The following is a 17,410-nucleotide window of genomic DNA, read 5'->3' as shown; positions in this document are numbered from 1 at the left end:
GCCGGGGCCCGCCCGTCCCGGGACGGGAGTCGTGTGTTCCGGGACGGGAGTCGTGTGTTCCGGGGCTGGGGTCCGCCCGTCCCGGGACGGGAGCCGTGTGTTCCGGCGGGGCGGGAGCCCGTGCGGCGTACAAAAGCGCGGTGACCGCGTGGGCGGTGTGCGGCTTCCGGGAGCGCCGGAACACCACGGCGCCCGTGCCGGAATGGGGGGTTCCTGTCCCGTTTCGAGCGTTACGTTCACCCATAAGGATTAAATGTCCGAAAGGGGAACCGAGAGGGTGTCCTTCTCTGCCTACGGTCGCACGGTGACGAGCAGCAGGCTGGAGCCCCCCACGCACACCACCGGCGCACACCGATCGCCCCGTCGCGCCCCCCACCTCCCGGCACAGCGGCCGCCCGCACGTTACGAGCCGTACCTCGACGGCCTCTTCACCTACTGCCTCTCCGTCCTCTGCGACCACGAGGCCGCCACGGAGGCGCTGGGAGCCGTCCTCGCCGTCGCGGAACGCCAGGACGGGCGGTGCCCCACGGGTCAGGAGGAACGTAAATCCTGGCTGTACGCCCTGGCCAGATGGATGTGCCTGCGTGTGCTCGCCGAGCAGAAGCGCGGCCGTCAGGCCCACCGCAGGACGCCCAGGGACTCCGGCCGCCTGGCGAGTGAGGAGCGCGGCGCCGCGCTCGCGGACGCCCTCGCCCTGGCAGCCCCGGCCGCTCCGGAAGGAGCACCTGCCGGGGCTCCCGTCTCCGGCCCGGCCACCGGCCGCGGCGGGCCCGTCAGCCCGGCCGACCGGGGTGCGGAGAAGGTGCGGGGGAGCGCGTCGGACACCGCTCGGGCTCCCCGCACCACCCCCGAGGAGGCGACCGTCCCGCCGTCCGGGGAGAGCCCCGCGTCCGAGGCCCGCCGTCGCGAACTCGCCCAGCTGGCCTGGCCGGAGGCGGCCGGCACCACGCCCGAGCAGCGGGAGGCGCTCGAACTCTCCGTCCGGCACGGACTCACCCCGCGCGCGGTCGCCTCCGTACTCGGACTCGACCCGGCCACCGCGCGCGAACTCCTCGCGGCGGCCTCCTGCGAGGTCGAGCGGACCCGGGCCGCGCTCGCAGTCGCCGAGGACGGCACCTGCTCCGCCGCCCGCAGCCTCACCCGCGACCGGCAGACGCTGCTCTCCGCCCCGCTGCGCCGCGAGCTCGTCCGCCACGTCGACGACTGCCCGCGCTGCCGGCGCGCCGCCGAACGCGCCGGAGCCGCCGGCCCCTGGCCCGGAGTGGCCGTCGCCCCCGCCGCGGGACTGCCCGTGGTCGAGGCGCCCCGCCCGTCGGTACGGGTGGCGATGGCGCACGCCCAGCGTTCCCGTGCCGGCTCCCCGCGCTTCGACCGGGCCGGGTACCCGCTCGACCCGAAGGACCACGCGGCCCGCCGCGACCGGCTGCGCGCCCGGGTCATGACGACGACGGTGGTCGCGACGGTCGTGGCGGCGCCGGTCATCGCACTGTGGGCGGCGGCGTACCGGGGGGCGCCGTCGGCCGGGGGCGGCCATGCGGGCGCGCCGGCCGCCGCGACGGAGAGGGCCGCGGTGGGCGATTCGGCCGGGACCTTCTCGGAGAGCATGGACGGGGACGGCCCGCGCGGCGACGACGGGAACACGGGGGGCGGCGGCACGCACGCCGAGGAGATCGGCACCGTCGTCCGGGACGGCTCGCCGGACGGGTCCCCCGCCCCCGACGTCACCGCCGAGGTGATCGGTACGGCCGGCGGTGCCCGCCGGGCCGGAGCGGTGACCCTCGCCGTGCGGACCTCCGGCGGTGTCACGTCCCTCACGCTGACGGCCTCCGGGGGCGGCCCCGCCGTATGGGCGGCCCGCACCGACGCCCGCTGGCTGCGGCTCAGCCGTTCCTCGGGCACGCTCGCGGCGGGCGAGAGCGTCACCGTGCACGTCCGGGTGGACCGGTCGCGGGAGCCGCGCCACCCCTGGCGGGCCCGCGTCGTCCTCGCGCCCGGGTCCCAGCACGTACGGATCGAGGGGCGCGGCCGGATCCCCGCTTTCACCGGCTTCCCGGCCGGCGGTCCGCTGCGTCCCACGGCGCCCGTCACCCCGTCCGCCCCCACGCGACCTGCCGGGCCTGCCACACCTGCCACACCTGCCGGGCCTGCCGCACCGGCAGTACCCGCTGCGCCCGAGCCTCCCGCGCCGGTCCTCGGGGCGACCGGGGCGACCCCGGGCCCGGTGGACTCCGCCGGACCGCCGCCGAGCACGTCGCCGGGCCCGACCGGACCGCCGGCCACGCCGGGCCCGGCCGAACCGTCCCCGCCCGGCCAGTCGCCCGGCCAGTCGTCCGGCGGGCCGCCGGACCCGACCACCGACCGGCCCGCCGGCACCGGCGAGCCGTCCCCGGCAGGCTGAGTCACCGGCCCGCACCCACCGGGGCGCGCCCGGCCGCACCCGCCGGGGCGGGAGCACCGGCCTCAGGCCTGGGTCACCGGGTCCGCCGGGTGCGGGGCCATCGGCAACAGCGAGGCGAGCCGCTGCTCGCAGAGCTCGACCAGCTGTTCGTACGCCTCCTTGCCCATCAGCTCCGTGAGCTCGGGGCGGTACGTCACGTAGACCGGGTCGCCGGCGCCGTGCGCGGAGGTGGCGGAGGTGCACCACCAGTGCAGGTCGTGACCGCCCGGACCCCAGCCCCGGCGGTCGTACTCGCCGATGGAGATCTGGAGCACCCGGGTGTCGTCGGGCCGGTCGATCCAGTCGTACGTCCGCCGGACCGGGAGCTGCCAGCAGACGTCCGGCTTGGTCTCCAGGGGCTCCTTGCCCTCTTTCAGCGCCAGGATGTGCAGCGAACAGCCCGCGCCACCGGCGAAGCCGGGACGGTTCTGGAAGATGCAGGAGCCCTCCCAGCGGCGCGTCTGGCGCTCACCGTCGTCGTCGACGCCGACCCATCCCGTCGACGTGCCGACGTCGTGGAACTGCCACATCTCCGGGGTCAGCCGCTCGACGTGACCGGCCACCCGCTTCTCGTCGTCCTCGTCGGAGAAGTGCGCGCCCAGGGTGCAGCAGCCGTCGTCCGCGCGGCCCGCCTGGATGCCCTGGCAGCCACTGCCGAAGATGCAGGTCCACCGGGAGGTCAGCCACGTCAGGTCGCAGCGGAACACCTGCTCGTCGTCGGTCGGGTCCGGGAACTCCACCCACGCCCGGGGGAAATCGATGCCCTTCTCGTCGGACCGGTCGGGTCCGTTCGCTTCCGTCCGCTGACTCTCCTGACTCTGATCCTGGTTCTTTCGAGGCTTCTTCGTCGCTTTGCCCGGCTTCGCCTTGTTCGTCTTTGACACGCGCCAAGAGTAAGTCCCTTTCGGCGTAGCGTTCCGGGTATGAGACTCGGAGTCCTCGACGTGGGGTCGAACACGGTTCACCTGCTGCTGATGGACGCCCATCCCGGCGCCCGCCCGCTGCCCGCGCACTCGCACAAGGCGGAGCTCCGCCTCGCCCAGCTCCTCGACGACCGGGGGGCGATCGGTCCCATGGGTGTCGACCGACTGGTCGCCGCGGTGGCCGGGGCGGTCCGGGCCGCCGAGGACAAGGGGTGCGAGGAGGTACTGGCGTTCGCCACCTCGGCGGTGCGGGACGCCGTCAACGCCGACGACGTACTGGGCCGGGTGCGCGCCGAGACCGGGGTCGACCTCGCGGTCCTCAGCGGTGAGGAGGAGGCGCGGCTGACCTTCCTGGCCGCCCGCCGCTGGTTCGGCTGGTCCGCGGGGAAGCTGCTGTTGCTCGACATCGGCGGCGGTTCGCTGGAGATCGCCCTCGGGCTGGACGAGGAGCCCGCGGCGGCCGTGTCGCTGCCGCTCGGCGCCGGCCGCCTCACCGCCGCCTGGCTGCCCGGCGATCCCGCCCGCCCGGCCGGTGCGGCCGAGGTGCGCGAGCTGCGCCGGTACGTCCGCGCCAGGATCGCCGGCACGGTCGGGGAGTTCAGCCGCCACGGCGGGCCCGACCGCGTGGTCGCCACCTCCAAGACCTTCAAGCAGCTCGCCCGGATAGCCGGGGCGGCCCGCTCCACGGAGGGGCTGTACACCCGGCGGACCCTCTCCGCGGCGGCCCTGGAGGAGTGGGTCCCCAAGCTGGCGACGATGACCGTCGAGGAGCGCGGCCGGCTCCCCGGCGTCTCGCCCGACCGGGCCGGCCAACTGCTCGCGGGGGCGCTCGTCGCCGAGGGCGCGATGGACCTCTTCGGGATCACCGAGCTGGAGATCTGCCCCTGGGCGCTCCGCGAGGGTGTCATCCTGCGCCGCCTCGACCACCTCCCGGCGGAGCGGCTCGCGCTGAGCTGACGGCCCGGTCGCGGCGGGTGCCGTCGTCGGTCGCCGACGCTCCGCGCGTCGACTCCCTCCTCCGCGCGGACGGCCGTCGAGGCCCCGCGACCGGCCACGACGGCTCATGGCCCTTCTCACTTTCCCTCCCGCCCTCTCGGCGGCGTGCCGCCGGGCCCGTACGCTGTCCAGGTGGCAGATCCAGCGGTGCGCATCCCCGATGCGAAGGTCGCGCTGTCGACGGCCTCGGTCTACCCGGAGTCGACGGCGACGGCCTTCGAGATCGCCGCACGCCTGGGGTACGACGGTGTCGAGGTCATGGTGTGGACCGATCCGGTCAGCCAGGACATCGAGGCGCTGCGGCGCCTCTCCGACTACCACCAGGTCCCGATCCTCGCCGTGCACGCGCCCTGTCTGCTGATCACCCAGCGGGTCTGGTCCACCGACCCGTGGGTCAAGCTCCAGCGGGCCAGGTCCGCCGCCGAGCGGCTCGGCGCCTCCGCCGTCGTGGTCCACCCGCCGTTCCGGTGGCAGCGCCACTACGCACGCGACTTCGTCGACGGGATCTGGCGCATGGCCGACGAGACCGACGTCCGGTTCGCCGTGGAGAACATGTACCCGTGGCGCTACCGGGACCGCGAGATGCTCGCGTACGCCCCGGACTGGGACGTCACCCACGACGACTACCGGCACTTCACCGTCGACCTCTCGCACACCTCCACGGCCCGTACCGACGGGCTCGCCATGGTGGACCGGATGGGCGATCGTCTCGCCCACGTCCACCTCGCCGACGGCAAGGGCTCCGGCAAGGACGAACACCTGGTGCCCGGCCGGGGCGACCAGCCCTGCGCGGAACTGCTGGAGCGGCTCGCGCGTACCGGTTTCGACGGGCACGTCGTCCTGGAGGTCAACACCCGCCGGGCCATGTCGTCCGCCGAACGCGAGGCCGACCTCGCCGAGGCGCTCGCCTTCACCCGTCTCCACCTGGCCTCGGCCAAGCGGACGCCCCGGCCGTGACCTCCCGTTCCACCCAGGAAGACGCCCCGGCCCCGCGCCGCAGGGGCCGTCCCCCGCGTGCCGCCGCCCAGGGCGGCCCCGACTCCAGGGCCCGCATCCTTCAGGCGGCGCGGACCGAGTTCGCCGAGCGCGGCTACGACAAGGCCTCGATGCGCTCCATCGCCCGCGCGGCCGGTGTCGACGCGGCGCTGGTCCACCACTACTTCGGGACGAAGGACGAGGTGTTCGCGGCAGCCGTGGAGCTCTCCTTCGAACCCGCTCTCGTCGTCCCGCAGATCCTGGGCGGCCCGGTGGAGGGGGTGGGGGAGCGGATGGCCCGCTACTTCATCTCCGTGTGGGAGAACCCCGCCACCCGGGCGCCGCTGCTGGCGGTCGTCCGGTCCGCGCTCACCCACGAGGCGGCGGCCGACGTGCTGCGCACCTTCGTGCTGGGGCGGTTGCTGGAGCGGATCGCCGCGGAGCTGGACGTACCCGACCCGACCTTCCGCGCCGAGGTGGCCGCCTCCCACATGGTGGGCATCGCGATGCTGCGGTACGTCGTACGGGCCGAGCCGCTCGCCTCGGTGGACCCGGAGCGGATCGTCGCCCTGGTGGCGCCCAGCATCCAGCGCTATCTGACCGAGGACGGCCCGTACGACCGGCCGGACCCGGCGGGCGGACACCTCGGCACACCGCCCGACGGGCCCGCCGCCCCGACCGCTCCGTGAGCACGGCGTCCCGCTATCCGGACAGGCTGTCCAGATCCTGGAGCCGGGGCGTACGCTCGGAAGAGTCTTTTCCGTCGAAGTAGACAGTCTTTCTTATCTGTCGAAGGCTTATCTGTCGAAGGAGCGAGCGACGATGCCGCAGCTGAGGTCCCGCACTGTCACCCACGGTCGCAACATGGCGGGCGCCCGCGCCCTTATGCGGGCGTCGGGCGTAGCGAGCGAGGACATCGGCAAGCCGATCATCGCCGTCGCGAACTCCTTCACCGAGTTCGTCCCGGGCCACACCCACCTCGCTCCGGTCGGCCGGATCGTCTCCGAGGCGATCCAGGCGGCGGGCGCGGTGCCGCGCGAGTTCAACACGATCGCCGTGGACGACGGCATCGCGATGGGCCACGGCGGCATGCTCTACAGCCTGCCCTCGCGCGACCTGATCGCCGACTCGGTCGAGTACATGGTCGAGGCGCACTGCGCGGACGCGCTGATCTGCATCTCCAACTGCGACAAGATCACGCCCGGCATGCTGATGGCGGCCCTCCGCCTCAACATCCCGACGATCTTCGTCTCCGGCGGCCCGATGGAGTCCGGGAAGGCGACGCTGGTCGACGGCACGGTCCGTACCCTCGACCTCGTCGACGCCATGTCCGACGCGGTCAACGACAAGATCTCCGACGCGGACATGCTCCGTATCGAGGAGAACGCCTGTCCCACCTGCGGCTCCTGTTCCGGCATGTTCACCGCCAACTCCATGAACTGCCTCGCCGAGGCCATCGGCCTCGCGCTGCCGGGCAACGGCTCGACGCTCGCCACCCACACCGCCCGCCGCGCCCTCTACGAGAACGCGGGCCGCACGATCGTCGAGATCACCAAGCGCCATTACGAGCAGGACGACGCGACCGTCCTGCCCCGTGCCATCGCGAGCCGCGCCGCGTTCGAGAACGCCATGGCGCTCGACATCGCCATGGGCGGCTCGACCAACACGATCCTGCACCTCCTCGCCGCCGCGCAGGAGGCGGAGCTCGACTTCGGGCTGCCGGAGATGGACGAGATCTCGCGCCGCGTCCCCTGCCTCGCCAAGGTCGCGCCGAACGTCGGCAAGAACCGTACGTACTACATGGAGGACGTCCACCGCGCCGGCGGCATCCCCGCCATCCTCGGCGAGCTGCACCGCGGCGGGCTCCTCGACGAGGACGTCCACTCCGTCCACTCCGCCTCCCTCGCCGAGTGGCTCAAGAACTGGGACGTGCGCGGCGGTTCGCCCGCGCCCGAGGCCGTCGAGCTGTGGCACGCGGCCCCCGGCTGCGTCCGCTCCGCCACCGCCTTCTCGCAGTCCGAGCGCTGGGACACCCTCGACACGGACGCCGCCGAGGGCTGCATCCGGGACGTCGAGCACGCCTACTCCAAGGACGGCGGCCTCGCCGTCCTCAAGGGCAACCTCGCCGTGGACGGCTGTGTCGTGAAGACCGCCGGCGTCGACGAGTCGATCTGGACCTTCGAGGGCCCGGCCGTCGTCTGCGAGTCGCAGGAGGCGGCCGTCGAGAAGATCCTCCTGAAGCAGGTCAAGGAGGGCGACGTGGTCGTCATCCGCTACGAGGGCCCCAAGGGCGGCCCCGGCATGCAGGAGATGCTCTACCCGACCTCGTACCTGAAGGGCCGCGGCCTCGGCAAGGCGTGCGCGCTGATCACCGACGGCCGTTTCTCCGGCGGTACGTCGGGCCTGTCGATCGGCCACGCCTCCCCCGAGGCGGCCTCCGGCGGCACGATCGCGCTGGTCGAGGACGGCGACCGCATCCGCATCGACATCCCGAACCGCTCCATCGAGCTGCTCGTCCCGGACGCCGAACTGGCGGCCCGTCGCGAGGCGCTGAACGGCGTGTACGCGCCGAAGAACCGCGAGCGCAAGGTCTCGGCGGCCCTGCGCGCGTACGCGGCGATGGCGACCAGCGCCGACCGCGGTGCGGTGCGCGACGTCTCCAAGCTCGGCTGACCGCTCCACCCCGGCAGTGACGCGACCGCCCGGCCACCCCACGAGGGGGCCGGGCGGTCCGGCGTTCCGAGGGCCCGTGACTCACCAGGCGGCCGGATCGCTCCCGTCCACCGCGAAGACCGAGCCGTCCGGCGCCGTGCCGACGACCCGGCGGCCGACCGGCACGGGTGCGTGCGGGAAGGCGGTCCCGCCGAGCTTCCCGTCCCGGAGCCGGGGAGCGGTCTGCCCGAGCAGGCTCCCCCGCCGGGTGTCCACCGCGAGCAGCCGCCCGTCCGCCGCCGTGAAGTACAGGCGGTCTCCCTCGCCCAGCACCGGGGGCGACATCAGCGCCACCCCGGTTTCCAGCCGCCACCGTTCGGCGCTGCCGCCACCGGCCGCGGCACCGATGTCCAGGGACACCAGGGTTCCGCCGGGCGCCAGCAGATAGGCGGTGCCGTCGCCGACGACGATGTCCGGATCGGCCATCCCGTAGGGCACCGCGACCCGCGTCGCCGTCCGCCCCTCGGGGTCGTAACGCACCAGGGTGTCGACCCGGGAGCTCTCTCCGGTCACCTTCAGGACCAGCGACCCGGCGCTGACGCCGACCGGAGTCAGCGTCCCTTCCAGCGGCCGCTGCCACCGGACGTCGCCGGTCGCCGCGTCGATCGCCGTCACGAGGGTGGTGTTCCCGGCTCCGGTGTTCTCGTAGAGGTAGGAGACCCCGGTGGCCGGATCGTGGAAGCCGATGGCCGGCAGCGCGTGCCCGGCGAACCGGTGGTTCCAGCGGAGCCGGCCGGTCCGGGAGTCGATCCCCTTCACCTCGCCCCCGGCGCCGACGATCAGCGGGGTGTCCCCGGCGCTCCACGGCCCGCCGACCGAGGAGGGGGAGCCCACCGACCAGACCTGCTCGCCGTCCTTCGCGCCGTACGCCCTGAGCGTCGCACCCGGCTCGTCCACCAGGACCGGTCCGTCGCCGGTGGCCAGCGACCGCGCCGAGGCCGAGGAGTCCCGGTGCGACCAGAGGACGTGCCCGTCGGCGGGATCGACGCGGGCGACGCCGTAGCCGGACGCGGCGCAGTAGAGCGCGGCGTCCGCTGCCCCGCCGCCGGCCGTCCCCGTACCGGACCCGGTGGCGGTGAAGCAGTACGGGACCGAGCCGGCGGTCCCCGCCAGGACGGTCCGCCACGGGACGAAGACGTCTGCCGCGTGCGGCGCCGCGCCGTCCTTCTTCGCCGCCGTCGGTGTACTCGCGCCGACCTCGGCGTACACCGCGCCCCCGGTGACGAGGGTCAGCAGAGCCGCCGCGCCCGCTGCCCACCGGGCGCGCCGGGGCCGCCCTGCCGGTGCGGCCCGGTCCGGTGCCGCGACCGGTGCGTCCCGCACGTGGGTCGACTCGGCGCGGGGCGGCGCGGCGGCCTCCCCGGCGGTGTCGTCACCGGGCTCCCGCACCGCGCCGTCACCCTCGGGCCTCTCCCGCCCGGAAGGACGGTCCCCGGAAGGACGGTCCCCGGAAGGACGGTCCCGGGAAGGACGGTCCACGGGAGCGCGGTCCCCGGGCACCGGCCGCCGCTGGGCGGGCACGAAGGCCGCGGCGTCGTAGGAGGGCGGCAGCAGGGCCGCCATGATCTCGTCCGGAGTCGGCCGCCGCTCGGGCTCCTTCGCCAGGCACTGCCCGACGAGCTTGACCAGATCGTCCGGGATCCCGGTCAGGTCCGCCTCGTCGTGCACCACCTGGTACGCCACCTGGTACGGGCTGTCCGAGTCGAACGGCCCCCGCCCGGTCGCCGCGTGGACCAGCACCGCGCCCAGCGCGAACACGTCGGCGGCCGGGCCGACCTCACGCGGGCGCTGGAACTGCTCGGGCGCCATGTAGGGCGGCGAGCCGATCACCTTCCCGGTCTCCGTGCGCAGCTCGCTGTCGTACGGACGGGAGATCCCGAAGTCGATGACCTTCGGCCCGGAGTCCGGCAGCAGCACGTTGCTCGGCTTCAGATCGCGGTGGATGACCCCCGCCCGGTGGATGTCCCGCAGCGCCTCGGCCAGCCCGGCGGTGAGCCGCCGCAGCTGCGCCGGGTTCATCGGGCCGTTCCGCTTCACCTGCGCGGAGAGCGTCGGACCGGGTACGTACAGAGTCGCCATCCAAGGCAGCGGGGCCGCCGGATCGGCGTCGACGACGGGGGCGGTGAACGCGCCGCTGACCCGCCGCGCGGCCGCGACCTCCTGCCGGAAACGTGCCCGGAACTCGGGGTCCGCCGCATAGCTCCGGTGCACGATCTTGATCGCCAGCGGGAGCCCGGACGCGGACGTGGCGAGGTGGACGACACCCATGCCGCCCTCGCCGAGACGTGCTTCCAGACGGTACCGGCCGGCGTACTCGGGACCTTCCGTTTCCGGATCCGGCCCGACTTCCCGCAGCGGTGCCATCACCCACCCCCGTGTGTTCGACCGCAAGCGCGACGCACGGAGCCTATTCGATGCTTCGCCCTTGTCGCGCAAGGCTTGTTAGCCTGCGCGTCACCTGTACCGATTCGACCCGGGGGAGGGCCGCATGGCCGTCGACGAGAGCACCACCGCACCAACCGCGTCATCGAACGGAGCCGAGTCCGCGAGCACCGTGGACACGCTCCCGGAACCGGTCGTCCCGGAGGGCGCGAAGACACTGGCCGTCGAGCCCGCCGGGATCGCGGCCCTCTCCTACGAGTACCCCCGCTACCCGATCGCGCCGGGCTACCGGGTCTACGTCCGCACCGGACCGGGCACCAACTACGCCCCCGTCCGGCTGCTGCCGGTCGGGGCGATGGTGGCGGTCTACTGCCAGAAGGTGGGCGAGCGGGTCAGCGGCCCGTACGGCTCCTCGAACCTCTGGGACTGCATCTCCGCCGACGAGTACGTCTCGGACGCGTACGTGCACACCGGCAGCGACGGCTGGATCGCCACTCGCTGCTCCTGAGAGCCTGGCGGGCGGCCTGTGACGGGGTGGCCACGTCCTCCGCCCGGTCGGAGGACACCCGACAGGCAGGCTCTGAGCGCCGTCCCGTTTCCGCCCGGCCGGTGGGGCATCCCGCCGGCCGGGCCGCGCGCGGAATAATCGACGGCGTGAGCGAGAACAGCGAAACCACCGGCCCCCTGCCCACCGGCCCCCTGCCGACGGGGGCGGGCCCGCAGGGCGGCACCGCCCCCGGCCCGCAGCCGGAGACGCTCCGCTTCTTCGGTACGACCTGGGTCGACCACGACGGCGGGTACGCGCTGCGGCGCGCCGGTGTCGCTGCCGGGTCGCTGGCCGCCGCCGTCGCCTCCTGCGCAGTCCTGCGCTTCGCCTTCAGCGGCTTGGCGGTCGCCGAGATCGGCACCTTCCTGAACATTCTGGTCGTGCTGATGTTTGCCGTGTGCAGCGCCGTCGCGTACCGCAAGACCTCCCAGGGCTTCCGGAGCCGCCCGGCGGACCCGGCCCGCGAGGACACTCTGCGCGGCCTCAGGACGATCGGCTTCGTCGGCTCCCTGCTGGCGTACTTCGTCCGCTCGCTCCGGGAAGCCCCCGGCGAGGGGCTGTTGCGCGCCGAGTACGAGACCGCCCTCGCCCGCTACACCAAGCGCCGTACGACCCGGACCGGCAACCCGGCGGCCCGCACGGCCCGCAAGGCCAAGTAGCCGGCGGCGACCGCCCGGCTCCCGGCCCCGGCGCGCGGGCGCACGAACTCCCCGCGCCTGCGACTCTCCGAAGGACGTGCCGCATGCCGCCCACACCGCCCGCCGAACCCCGGCCCGCCGTTCCTCCGCCGGCCTCCGCGTCGGTCCGCGCCCTCTCGTTCAGCGCCGCCGCCGCCCTGTACGCCGCCGCTCGCCCCGGCTACCCGCCGGAGGTGTTCGCGGCGCTGGAGGAGGCGACCGGACGCCCCCTGGACGCGTTGCGCGCGGTCGACGTGGGCGCGGGCACCGGCATCGCCACCCGTGAGCTCGTCCGGCGCGGCGCCCACGTCGTGGCCGTCGAGCCGGGCGACGGAATGGCCGCCGAACTCCGCCGGGCCCTGCCCGGGGTGCCGGTGGTGCGCGGCGACGGCAACCACCTCCCCCTCGCGGACGGCGTCGCCGACCTCGTCACGTACGCCCAGTCCTGGCACTGGACCGACCCCGCGCGCTCCTGGCCGGAAGCCGTCCGAGTGCTGCGCCCCGGCGGGATTCTCGCCCTGTGGTGGAACGTCGCCGACCACGAGGTCCCCTGGGTCGCCGAACAGGACTCCCGCATCCGCCGTCACCTGGGCGCGGACCACGGCGTCCACGCCGCCCCCGCTCCGGGCGACGCTTCCCGCGCAGTGGGCCTGCCCGTGCAGGGGACCGCCCGTCACCGGCTGTCCTGGTCCCGCCGGGTGAGTGTCCGGACCCACCTGGACAACCTCGCCAGTCACTCCGCGTTCCTGGTGAGGGACGGTGAACCCGCCCGGGCCGACCGGCGTTTCCTCGCCGAGGAGGGCGCGCGCCTGCGGGAGCTCTTCCCCGACGGCACGGTCGAGGAACGGTACGTGGTCGACCTGGCGACCACCGCCGTCTGACCCCCGCCTCCTCTTGACCCCTCTCCGACCTCTGCCCCCCTTCACCTCCTGACTTCCGCCGGCTGCCCTCCCGCACCCGTCACCGCCGTCTGACCCCCGCCGGAGCCCGACGGCTCGTCAGCACCCGGCCCGGAGCCCCGGAACCACCCGCGACTCCGGGCTTTCGCATGCCTTGACGCGCGAGGCCGTCGCGGAACATATTCATCGTATGATGAATAATCGGCGCACCGGCGGACCGGACCCCGCGTCACCCTCCCCCGCAGGACCGGCGCCCGCAGCCGTCCGCGCAGGGGATCTCACCGTCGTACGCGGCGACCGCACCGTGCTGCGCGGCCTCGGCTTCACCGTCGAACCCGGCAGGATCACCGGACTCCTCGGCCCCTCCGGCTGCGGCAAGAGCACGCTGATGCGCGCGATCGTCGGCACCCAGGATCAGGTCACCGGCACCCTCGACGTCCTCGGCGCCCCCGCCGGACACCCGGGCCTGCGCTCGCGCGTCGGGTACGTCACCCAGGCCCCGTCCGTCTACACCGACCTCACGGTCCGCCAGAACCTCGACTACTTCGCGGCCGTGCTCCTCCCCGGCCGTGCCCACCGCGACACCCGCCGCGGAGCGGTGACCCGAGCCATCGACGACGTGGACCTCGTCGGCCACGCCGACGCGCTGGCCGGCCGCCTCTCCGGCGGGCAGCGCAGCCGCGTCTCCCTCGCCGTCGCCCTGCTCGGGGAGCCCGAACTCCTCGTCCTGGACGAGCCGACCGTCGGGCTCGACCCCGTCCTCCGCCGCGACCTGTGGAACCTCTTCCACGCCCTCGCCGCCGACCGGGGCACCACGATCCTGGTCTCCTCCCACGTCATGGACGAGGCCGAGCGCTGCCACCGGCTGCTGCTGATGCGCGAGGGCGCCATCCTCGCCACCGGGACCCCGGAGGAACTGCGTACCCGCACCACGAGCACCACCGTGGAGGAAGCCTTCCTCCGCCTCGTCGACGAAGCGTCCGACCAGCCCGAGGAGACCGCGCGATGAGCGGCGACACCCTTCCCGCCACCCCCCACGCTCCCGCGCGGGCCCGGCCCCTCACCCCCGCACGCACCCTCGCCACCGCCGGCCGCGTGCTGCGCCAGCTCCGCCACGACCCCCGGACCATCGCGCTGCTGCTGGTGATCCCGGTCGTGATGATCGTCCTGCTCCGGTACGTCTTCGACGCCAGCCCGCGGACCTTCGACTCCATCGGCGCCTCGTTGCTCGGGATCTTCCCGCTCATCACGATGTTCCTGGTGACCTCGATCGCCACCCTGCGCGAGCGCACCTCCGGCACTCTGGAACGCCTCCTCGCCCTGCCGCTCGGCAAGGGCGACCTGATCGCCGGTTACGCCCTCGCCTTCGGCGTGATCGCCGTCGTCCAGACCCTGCTGGCCACCGCCGTCTCCGTCTGGTTCCTCGGCCTCGACGTCGTCGGCTCGCCCTGGCTGCTGATGCTGGTGGCGCTGCTCGACGCCCTGCTCGGTACGGCCCTGGGGCTCTTCGTCTCGGCGTTCGCCGCGTCCGAGTTCCAGGCCGTCCAGTTCATGCCGGCGGTGATCTTCCCGCAGCTCCTGCTCTGCGGCCTCTTCACCCCGCGCGACCAGATGCAGCCGGTCCTGGAGGCGATCTCGAACGTCCTCCCGATGTCGTACGCCGTGGACGGCATGAACCAGGTGCTCCACCACTCCCAGATCACCGGGGACTTCGTCCGGGACGTCGCCGTCGTCGCGGGGTGCGCCCTGCTGGTACTCGGCCTGGGGGCGGCCACTCTCCGCCGCCGTACCGCCTGATGTCCGACGGGCGGTCACCCGAGCGGCTCCCTGCCGCCCCGGTGCGAGGATGACCGCGACGAGCACGGGACGGAGCCCGGAGCACACCGCGTGCCGAGGACCGTGAGCACAGCCCGGAGGGTGGAACCGCATGACCCAGACAGTCGCAGTCCTCGGCACCGGCAAGATCGGCGAGGCGCTCCTCAGCGGGATGATCCGGGCAGGCTGGCGCCCGGAGAACCTGCTGGTCACCAGCCGCCGCGCCGAGCGCGCCGAGGAACTGCGGACCCGGTACGGAGTCGAGTCGGCCGGCAACGCGGAGGCCGCCAAGAGCGCGGACATCCTCATCCTCGCGGTGAAGCCCCAGGACATGGGGACCCTGCTGGACGAGCTGGGCCCGCACGTCGCCGCGGACCGCCTCGTCATCAGCGCCGCCGCCGGTATCACCACGGCGTTCATCGAGGACCGGCTGCCGTCCGGCACCGCGGTGGTCCGCGTCATGCCGAACACCCCGGTGCTCGTGGACGAGGGGATGTCCGTCCTCTCCGCCGGGAGCCACGCGACGGGCGAGCACCTCGCCACCACCGAGGAGATCTTCGGCGGGGTCGGCAAGACGCTCCGGGTCCCCGAGTCCCAGCAGGACGCGGCCACCGCCCTCTCCGGCTCGGGCCCGGCGTACTTCTACTTCCTGGTCGAGGCCATGACCGATGCCGGAATCCTGCTCGGCCTCCCGCGCGCCCAGGCCCACGACCTGATCGTGCAGGCGGCCATCGGCGCCGCGGTGATGCTCCGCGACAGCGGCGAACACCCGGTCAAGCTCCGCGAGGCGGTGACCAGTCCGGCCGGCACCACCATCAGCGCCATCCGCGAGCTGGAGAACCACGGGGTGCGCGCCGCCCTGATCGCCGCCCTCGAAGCCGCCCGCGACCGCAGCCGCGAGCTGGCCTCCGGCCAGGGCTGATCCGTCACTTTCCGGCGGCCGCCACCAGGTCCGCGCCGGCCACGACCTTCGCGAAGCCACCGCTGTGCAGCGTCACGGCGGTGGCCCGCGCCAGCTCGTCCGCGCCCAGTTCCCAGCCCCACGGCCCGACCGCGTCGAAGGTGTACGTCGCGTCGAGCGCGAGGAACACCTCGTACCCGAGGTTCCCGCCCATGCGCGCGGTCGTCTCCACGCACATATTGGTCTGGATTCCGGCCACCACGATCTGCGTCACGCTGGCCTCATCCAGCCAGGCCCCGAGATCGGGCGTCCCGTAGAAGGCGGAATTCACCTTCTTCGTCAGAAGCAGCTCGGGCCCACCGCCCTTCCCCCGCCGCTGCTCCACGTATCCCTTGAACGCGTTCCCCGGGTATCCGGGCCGCAGCGGCGAATCCGGCTTCGGCGAGTCGTGCCGTACGCATACGACCGGGCGCCCGCTCTCCTGCCACGCGTCGATCAGGCCGGCGATGTTCCGATCCGCCCCGGGGTTGTTCCGCGGCCCCCAGTACTCCTGCTCCTCAAAGCCTTCCTGCACGTCCACCACGATCAGCGCCGCGTTCTGTGTGATTTCCATGGGGATGATCCTGCTGCCCCCCAGCAGCGACGCCCAGAGGTCGGAAAGCCATCGATCGATGCTTTACTGCCACCATGGCGCCCGGACCCGCACCCACCCCCGCTTGCATCGCGTTGGTCGCGTTCCCCGGCATCCGGGCGTTCGACGTCTCGGTCATCACGGAGGTCTGGGGCGTGGACCGCACCGACCGCGGTGTGCCGCCCTTCGAGCTGCGCCGCGTCGCCGCCGACCCGGCCCCGGTCGCGCTGCGCGGCGGACTCTCCCTCACCCCGGACCGCACGCTCGCCTGGCTGGCCCGCGCCGACCTCATCGTCGTTCCCGGCCTCGACGACCAGCTGACACCGGCCCCCGCTCCGGTCCTGGACGCCCTCCGCCGCGCCCATGCCGACGCCATCCCGATCGCGGCGCTCTGCGGCGGCGCGTTCACCCTCGCCCAGGCGGGTCTCCTCGACGGCCGCCGGGCCGTCACCCACTGGAACCTCACCGACCTCCTGAGCACCCGCCATCCCCGTGTGACGGTGGTCCCGGACGCGCTGTTCCTCCACGACGAGGGCATCTGGACGTCGGCCGGCACCGCGGCCGGTATCGACCTCTGCCTCCATCTGATCCGGGCGGCCCAGGGTGCCGAAGCCGCGGCGACGGTCGCCCGTTCGATGGTCACGGCCCCCTTCCGTACCGGAACCCAGGCCCAGTTCATCGAGCAGCCCACCCCGCACGCCGACCGCGACGCCGACACCCTCGCCGCGGTACGGGCCCACGCCCTGAGCCACCTGGACGAACCGCACACGGTGGCCTCCCTCGCCGCCCGCGCCGGAATGTCCCCCCGCTCCTTCGCCCGCCACTTCCGGGCGACCACGGGAACCACGCCCCTGCGCTGGCTGATCACCCAGCGCGTCGCGGCAGCTCAGAAGCTCCTGGAGCGCACCGACCTCCCTCTCCCCGAGGTGGCCGGCCGTACGGGGTTCGGGAGCGAGATCACGATGCGCCAGCACTTCGCCTCCCACCTGGCCACCAGTCCCCGTGACTACCGTCTGGCCTTCCGCCGAACCCCGGGCCGACCGGGGGTTGACACGCCGACCCCCGGTCCGTAAAGTCCTCCGGGTTGTCCGACGTGAGCGCCGACCTCGGTCGGTCCCCGGACAGCCATTCCGCACCACCACTCAACAAGGCCCGACTTCCCGTCGTGTGCCTTTGCGTGTGCTTGTGTGAAATGAGGATTGCCCGTTCGTGAGAACAGCCCCGATTGGCGTCGGAGCCCGGCAATCCGCTAATGTCTCACTCGTCGGAAGGGCCACAACGACCCGGAAGACAAGCCCCGCTGACTGGGAATCAGGCCCGAAAGGATCTGATAGAGTCGGACTCGCCGGAAAGGGAAACGCGAAAGCGAAGAACTGGAAAGCGAAATCGCTTGACCCGCTTCGACCGGGAATCGGACACGAAAGAGTCTGATAGAGTCGGAAACGCAAGAACGAAGGGAAGCGCCCGGAGGGCCCCGGTGAAACGGGACCGAAGGAAGCGTCCGTTCCTTGAGAA

Annotated in this window: 15 protein-coding genes; 12 read left to right on the top strand and 3 right to left on the bottom strand. The window is 73.5% G+C overall.

What is annotated here, in order from left to right:
* Window positions 1–253: 253 nt before the first annotated feature.
* Complete coding sequence (locus tag ACFWEP_RS18475; RefSeq protein ID WP_387371361.1) at window positions 254–2,398, top strand: hypothetical protein; 2,145 nt, start codon at window positions 254–256, stop codon at window positions 2,396–2,398.
* 62 nt (window positions 2,399–2,460) lie between these two features.
* Here the strand turns inward: ACFWEP_RS18475 and ACFWEP_RS18470 are convergent, their stop codons facing one another.
* The gene (locus tag ACFWEP_RS18470; RefSeq protein WP_387371360.1) at window positions 2,461–3,321 is read right to left on the bottom strand and encodes a hypothetical protein; all 861 of its coding nucleotides are present in this window, start codon (window positions 3,319–3,321) and stop codon (window positions 2,461–2,463) included.
* 39 nt (window positions 3,322–3,360) lie between these two features.
* Here ACFWEP_RS18470 and ACFWEP_RS18465 point away from each other — a divergent pair, with 39 nt between their 5' ends.
* The 4 genes from ACFWEP_RS18465 to ilvD all read left to right on the top strand — a co-directional run bounded on the left by ACFWEP_RS18465 (window position 3,361) and on the right by ilvD (window position 8,004).
* Complete coding sequence (locus ACFWEP_RS18465; protein WP_387371359.1) at window positions 3,361–4,317, top strand: Ppx/GppA family phosphatase; 957 nt, start codon at window positions 3,361–3,363, stop codon at window positions 4,315–4,317.
* 171 nt (window positions 4,318–4,488) lie between these two features.
* Window positions 4,489–5,313 (top strand): sugar phosphate isomerase/epimerase family protein, encoded by an 825-nt coding sequence (locus ACFWEP_RS18460; RefSeq protein ID WP_387371358.1) that lies wholly within the window; start codon window positions 4,489–4,491, stop codon window positions 5,311–5,313.
* On the top strand, window positions 5,310–6,020 hold the full coding sequence (locus ACFWEP_RS18455) for a TetR family transcriptional regulator (protein ID WP_387371357.1): 711 nt from the start codon (window positions 5,310–5,312) through the stop codon (window positions 6,018–6,020). Before ACFWEP_RS18460 ends, ACFWEP_RS18455 begins: the two co-directional genes overlap by 4 nt.
* Window positions 6,021–6,153: 133 nt before the next feature.
* Window positions 6,154–8,004: a dihydroxy-acid dehydratase gene (gene ilvD, locus ACFWEP_RS18450; RefSeq protein ID WP_387371356.1), complete on the top strand. Its 1,851-nt coding sequence runs from the start codon at window positions 6,154–6,156 to the stop codon at window positions 8,002–8,004.
* 81 nt (window positions 8,005–8,085) lie between these two features.
* Here ilvD and ACFWEP_RS18445 read toward each other — a convergent pair whose 3' ends face one another.
* A complete protein-coding gene (locus ACFWEP_RS18445) occupies window positions 8,086–10,407 on the bottom strand; it encodes a serine/threonine-protein kinase (RefSeq protein ID WP_387371355.1) in 2,322 nt (773 codons plus the stop codon).
* Between the two features lie 124 nt (window positions 10,408–10,531).
* Here ACFWEP_RS18445 and ACFWEP_RS18440 point away from each other — a divergent pair, with 124 nt between their 5' ends.
* From ACFWEP_RS18440 to proC, 6 genes are all read left to right on the top strand, one after another.
* The gene (locus ACFWEP_RS18440; RefSeq protein ID WP_387371354.1) at window positions 10,532–10,933 is read left to right on the top strand and encodes an SH3 domain-containing protein; all 402 of its coding nucleotides are present in this window, start codon (window positions 10,532–10,534) and stop codon (window positions 10,931–10,933) included.
* 146 nt (window positions 10,934–11,079) lie between these two features.
* Window positions 11,080–11,631: a hypothetical protein gene (locus ACFWEP_RS18435; RefSeq protein ID WP_387371353.1), complete on the top strand. Its 552-nt coding sequence runs from the start codon at window positions 11,080–11,082 to the stop codon at window positions 11,629–11,631.
* Window positions 11,632–11,714: 83 nt separating this feature from the next.
* The gene (locus ACFWEP_RS18430; RefSeq protein ID WP_387371352.1) at window positions 11,715–12,530 is read left to right on the top strand and encodes a class I SAM-dependent methyltransferase; all 816 of its coding nucleotides are present in this window, start codon (window positions 11,715–11,717) and stop codon (window positions 12,528–12,530) included.
* 208 nt (window positions 12,531–12,738) lie between these two features.
* Window positions 12,739–13,557, top strand: a complete 819-nt coding sequence (locus tag ACFWEP_RS18425) for an ABC transporter ATP-binding protein (protein ID WP_387371351.1) — start codon at window positions 12,739–12,741, stop codon at window positions 13,555–13,557.
* Window positions 13,554–14,345 carry an ABC transporter permease gene (locus ACFWEP_RS18420; protein ID WP_387371350.1) on the top strand — a complete coding sequence of 264 codons (792 nt, stop codon included), beginning with the start codon at window positions 13,554–13,556 and terminating at the stop codon, window positions 14,343–14,345. The genes ACFWEP_RS18425 and ACFWEP_RS18420 overlap by 4 nt, the downstream gene beginning before the upstream one ends.
* A gap of 130 nt (window positions 14,346–14,475) precedes the next feature.
* Window positions 14,476–15,285 carry a pyrroline-5-carboxylate reductase gene (proC, locus tag ACFWEP_RS18415; protein ID WP_387371349.1) on the top strand — a complete coding sequence of 270 codons (810 nt, stop codon included), beginning with the start codon at window positions 14,476–14,478 and terminating at the stop codon, window positions 15,283–15,285.
* Window positions 15,286–15,289: 4 nt separating this feature from the next.
* On the opposite strand, the gene ACFWEP_RS18410 is transcribed toward proC, so the two are convergent.
* Window positions 15,290–15,877 carry a cysteine hydrolase family protein gene (locus tag ACFWEP_RS18410; protein ID WP_387371348.1) on the bottom strand — a complete coding sequence of 196 codons (588 nt, stop codon included), beginning with the start codon at window positions 15,875–15,877 and terminating at the stop codon, window positions 15,290–15,292.
* Window positions 15,878–15,951: 74 nt separating this feature from the next.
* Between ACFWEP_RS18410 and ACFWEP_RS18405 the strand changes: the two genes are divergently transcribed.
* A complete protein-coding gene (locus tag ACFWEP_RS18405; protein WP_387371347.1) occupies window positions 15,952–16,968 on the top strand; it encodes a GlxA family transcriptional regulator in 1,017 nt (338 codons plus the stop codon).
* The last annotated feature ends 442 nt before the right edge of the window (window positions 16,969–17,410 follow it).

It is taken from the genome of Streptomyces sp. NPDC060198, assembly GCF_042728415.1.
Lineage (GTDB): Bacteria > Actinomycetota > Actinomycetes > Streptomycetales > Streptomycetaceae > Streptomyces.
Note: the sequence above shows the minus strand (reverse complement) of the source record. Positions and strands in the feature narration are given on the sequence as shown.